This window comes from Streptomyces sp. NPDC055078, assembly GCF_053607985.1.
Genome location: NZ_JBSGUP010000676.1, coordinates 1 through 4383, shown reverse-complemented (window position 1 = coordinate 4383; position 4383 = coordinate 1). Strand labels below are relative to the sequence as shown.

Here is a 4383-nt window from a genome sequence, read left to right as displayed (position 1 = left end):
CCACAACCAAACCGACACACACAGAAGGCAGGAAACCGTGGCACCCAGCAAGGCCCAGTCGGAAGCCGGGCGGAACAAGGTGATCGCCGAACGGGAAGCGGTGATCGCACAGTACGCGGCGGGCATGTCGATGGCGGAGATCGCCCGCGCGTACGGCGTGGGCGAGGCGTGGCTCACATCACGGTTCAACGAATGGGATGTCCCCCGCCGGGACCCCCGGGCCGCCGGAATAGCCCGCTGGCACCGCCCCCAGGCCCGCTGAACCATGCCAGGTATGCCAGGTATGCCCGGCATGTACGCCATGCACTACCTGCACCACGTCCGCAGAGACGACCACGGGGCCATCGACGCGATCCGCTGCCCGCACATCCTCTGCGGAAGCCTCGCACCCGTCACCCGCGACCGCATTGACGACCACAACGACCAAGCGACCGGCACCCGGTGCCCGCTCTCCGGCGCTGAAGTACTCGACCAGGCACGGAGATAGCGACCGAGTCGGACGAGCCCGTTCCGGAAACGGGCGGGGCGATCGGGCCGGCACCAGCGAGGTCGGCAGCGCGGCGGAGACCGATCCGGGCGAGAGGACCGATCTGGTCGGACTGCTCGCCGCGTAGATCAGTAGATCAACTGAAGGACTCCCGCCCCGGTCGCCTGACGACAGCACGGCGACCGGCGCGGGGCACCACGACCAGCACCGGCGGCCCCCGCCCTCCGTATCCCGGCAGTCACCGGTCCTGCCGGGCCTTTACGTCTACGACAAATACAAAAAGAATGAGGACTGCCCTGTGGTGTACGAGAGTGATACCTATGGCGAGCGCACCGCCGATCAGTACGACACGCTCTACGGGGACTTCACCCCGCCCTCCGAGCAGATCCTGCTCCTGGCCGCTCTAGCGGGCGACACACCGGCCGTGGAGATCGGTTCCGGCACCGGACGCGTCACCCTCCCGCTGGCTGAGCGGGTGCCCGTCGTCGCGGTCGATGCCTCCGGCGAGATGACCGAGCAGCTCGCCAAGAAGACCGGCCGCCTGCCCATCACCCCGGTCACTGCCGACGCGGCGGTCTATTGCCACGAGACGCCCGTGAACCTCGTGTTCGCCTGCTTCAACACCTTCTTCCTCCTGGCCCGGGAAGCCACCCAGCGGGCGTTCCTCACCCGGGCGGCGCAGATGCTGACCCCCTCGGGGGTGCTGCTGATCGAGACCTTCGTCCCCCGCCCCGGTCAGCGACTGCCCGACGGTCCGCACCCCGGCGTCTTCCCCGTCCGGGAGACCATCTCCCTCAAGCGCCTGGAGTCGGGCACCGCAGTCCTCTTCGCCGCCGAGAACCACCAAGACAAGGGGGAGTTCCACTACAACGAGGTCGTCCTCAGCGACGGCGTCCTGCCACGTGTCCTGCCCGGACAGATGCGGTACTGGCAGCCCGAGGAGATCGACGTCCTGGCCGCCGACGCCGGCCTCACCCTGCGGGACCGGTGGGCCGACTGGGACCGGACCCCGTACGAACCGGACACCAGTGCCAAGCACCTCTCCCTCTACCACCGCGTCGCCCACCAGTAGCCACGCCGGGCACGGCAGCCCCCCGCGCCCCGGGCCCACGCCTCACCAGGGCGCGGGGTTCGCCCCGCCAGCCACTCCACTCCACTGCGCTGCCCGGCCATCCCGATGGCACGCGACCTCACGCCTGCCGCTGCGGCGGCACTTGACCGCGTGCGCCGCGCCCTCGACACCCCCGCCGTTTGGTGACCCATGAGGCGGGCCTGCCGGGCGGCACGGGTTCAGGAACGGTGGCGCCGGTCAGCCGCTGCGGCCAGGTCACGGCAGACGTCGCCGAAGCCGAGCCCGGCGGCCTCCAAGGCCATGGGGTACGTGCTGGTCAGCGTCATCCCGGGGGCGACATTGGTCTCCAGGACGACGACCTCGCCCCCGGCGGTGACGATCGCGTCAGTACGGGACAGGTCCCGCAGGCCGAGCGCCTGGTGGGCGGTGACGGCGACCCGGGTGGCCTCCTCGGCCGCTGCCGGGGGGATCCGGGCGGGGCGATGGAACTCGACTGCGCCAGGGGTGTAGCGGGCGGTGTAGTCGTACAGCCCGTCCGCCACGATCTCCACCGGAGGCAGTGCGACGGGTCCGTCGCCCAGGTCGGCGACGCCCACAGCGATCTCGGTGCCGGTCACGAGGCGTTCGATCAGGGCCTCGTCGTGATAGGCGAAGCAGGCCATCAGCGCCTCCGGGAGCCGCTCGGCCGTCTCGACCCGGCTCACACCGAACGCGGAGCCGCCACCCCGCGGCTTTACGAACAGCGGCAGTCCCAGCCCCTCGATGATCCGGGCGGTGAGCGTGGTGGCGCCCAGGTCGTGGAAGGCTTCTTTCGGCAGCGTCACCGACGCGGGCGTGACCAGTCCCGCCCGGGCGAACGTCTCCTTGGCGACGGCCTTGTCGAACGTACCCCGGCACGCCCCGGGCCGGGCCCCGACGTACGGCACCCCGGCCAGCTCCAGGACCTCCTTGATGGTGCCGTCCTCGCCGGCCACCCCGTGCAGCACCGGGAAGGCCACAGCCCCGGGATTCGCGGTGAGGGCGGGCAGCAGATCCGTCCCCACGTCCCGCAGCTCCACCTCCACCCCGGCCCGGCGCAGCGCGTCGGCCACCCGGGTGCCGGACTTCTGGGACACCTCGCGCTCGGGTGACAGCCCGCCCGCGATGACGACGACCCGCAGATCGGTCATGTCTCCTCGTTCTCCCTCGGTGGTCGTCATGCCTGGTCCGGGCCGGGGGCCTGGGGGCCGGTGCTGTCGGCCGGGGCCGAGGTGCCGAAGATGTCCCGCAGCCGGGTCTCGGCGCTGATCACGTCCGCCAGGCGCCGCACCCCGTCGCGGGTCCGCTCCGGCGGCGGGTAGCAGTACGACAGCCGCATCGCCTGCCGTCCGCCACCGTCCGCATAGAACCCGGTGCCCGGAACGTACGCCACCCGCGACTGCACCGCCCTCGGCAGCATCGCTTTGGAGTCCAGCCCCTCCGGCAGGGTCACCCACACGAAGAACCCGCCCGCCGGGCGGGTCCACGAGACGCCCGGCGGCATGTACTTCTCCAGCGCATCCATCATCGTGTCCCGGCGCTCCCGGTACATCTCCCGGAAGTCCTTGAGCTGGGCCTGCCAGGGCTGGGTGCGCAGGTAGCGGTCGACGACGAGCTGGTTGAAGACGGCGTGCGAGAGCATCGCGCTCTCGGCCGCCAGCACCAGCTTCTCCCGCACGGCCGAGGGGGCCAGCGCCCAGCCCACCCGCAGCCCCGGGGCCAGGGTCTTGGAGAAGGAGCCCAGGTAGACGACATCGGCACCGGCATCGGCGCGCAGCGCCCGCATCGGCTCGTCACGGTCAAGGTGCAGCAGCCCGTACGGGTTGTCCTCCAGGAGCAGCACCCCGGCCCGGCGGCAGATCTCCACGATCCGGGCACGGCGCTCCTCGGAGAGAGTGACGCCGGCCGGGTTCTGGAAAGTGGGCACCGTGTAGAAGAGCTTCGCCGGCCGGCCCTCGCGCGCCAGCCTGCCGAAGGTCTCCGCCAGCGCCTCCGGCACCACCCCGTCCCCGTCCATCGTGACGTGGACGACATTGGCCTGATAGGCGGCGAAGACGCCTAGGGCCGTGACATAGGTGGGGGCCTCGGTGACCACCGTGTCCCCCGGGTCCACGAACACCCGGGTCACCAGGTCCAGCGCCTGCTGCGAACCGACCGTGACCACGACGTCGCCGGGATCCGCGTCGATCCCCTCGGCGGCCATGACCTCGCAAATCGTCTCCCGCAGCCCCGGATCACCCTGCGCGGACCCGTACTGGAGCGCCACCGGCCCCCGCTCGGCCACAAGTTCGGCCATGAGCGTGCCGATCGCCTCCATCGGCAGTGCGGCAACATTCGGCATACCGCCAGCCAGTGACACTATCTCCGGCCGCGACGCCACAGCGAACAACGCACGGACCTCGGACGCGACCATCCCCACCGCCCGCGCCGCGTAATGCCCGCGCCACGGATCGACCCGCGACCCCGACCGGGATGGCTCATCAGACTGCATCCGCACGCTCCTGTCTGTCACAAGGCACCGACCCTACCGAGCCACCCACCGTCGCCACGCCACATCGGGGCAAGGCCACCCCCCCATCCACACTCGCGCCGTTCGCAGCGTCCAGAATGGGACCAGCCGTACCTTGTTGGACTGCTCGCCGCGTAGATCAACTGAAGGACTCCCGCCCCGGTCGCAGAAAAGCAGCACGGTGACCGGGCTGGCTGTCACGCAGCGGTGGGCTCCGTGTTTGACCGGACATGGTCGGTGGCCACCTGCTGGTGCTGCGCGTGCACGGGTCTGCCGGTGATGTGGTTCGGCCCCGTG

General features: G+C 70.8%; 5 protein-coding genes. 3 read left to right on the top strand and 2 right to left on the bottom strand.

What is annotated here, in order from left to right; all coding sequences use genetic code 11:
- The 3 genes from ACWF94_RS34620 to ACWF94_RS34610 all read left to right on the top strand — a co-directional run.
- A partial coding sequence (locus ACWF94_RS34620; RefSeq protein WP_453497882.1) for a hypothetical protein occupies nucleotides 1-262 on the top strand: 262 nt, incomplete at its 5' end.
- A gap of 12 nt (nucleotides 263-274) precedes the next feature.
- Nucleotides 275-487: a hypothetical protein gene (locus ACWF94_RS34615; RefSeq protein WP_453497879.1), complete on the top strand. Its 213-nt coding sequence runs from the start codon at nucleotides 275-277 to the stop codon at nucleotides 485-487.
- A gap of 301 nt (nucleotides 488-788) precedes the next feature.
- The gene (locus tag ACWF94_RS34610; protein WP_453497876.1) at nucleotides 789-1559 is read left to right on the top strand and encodes a class I SAM-dependent methyltransferase; all 771 of its coding nucleotides are present in this window, start codon (nucleotides 789-791) and stop codon (nucleotides 1557-1559) included.
- A 218-nt stretch (nucleotides 1560-1777) separates the two neighbouring features.
- Here ACWF94_RS34610 and ACWF94_RS34605 read toward each other — a convergent pair whose 3' ends face one another.
- Entirely contained in the window at nucleotides 1778-2728 is a 951-nt protein-coding gene (locus tag ACWF94_RS34605) for a D-alanine--D-alanine ligase family protein (protein ID WP_453497874.1), read from the bottom strand.
- Between the two features lie 26 nt (nucleotides 2729-2754).
- Entirely contained in the window at nucleotides 2755-3918 is a 1164-nt protein-coding gene (locus ACWF94_RS34600) for an aminotransferase-like domain-containing protein (RefSeq protein WP_453497870.1), read from the bottom strand.
- Nucleotides 3919-4383 lie beyond the last annotated feature (465 nt).

What these genes read in the sequence shown, in the direction of transcription:
- ACWF94_RS34600 (WP_453497870.1), bottom strand. Translation starts at nt 3,918, where the DNA reads ATGCCGAATGTTGCCGCACTGCCGATGGAGGCGATCGGCACGCTCATG.
- ACWF94_RS34605 (WP_453497874.1), bottom strand. Translation starts at nt 2,728, where the DNA reads ATGACCGATCTGCGGGTCGTCGTCATCGCGGGCGGGCTGTCACCCGAG.
- ACWF94_RS34615 (WP_453497879.1), top strand. Translation starts at nt 275, where the DNA reads ATGCCAGGTATGCCCGGCATGTACGCCATGCACTACCTGCACCACGTC.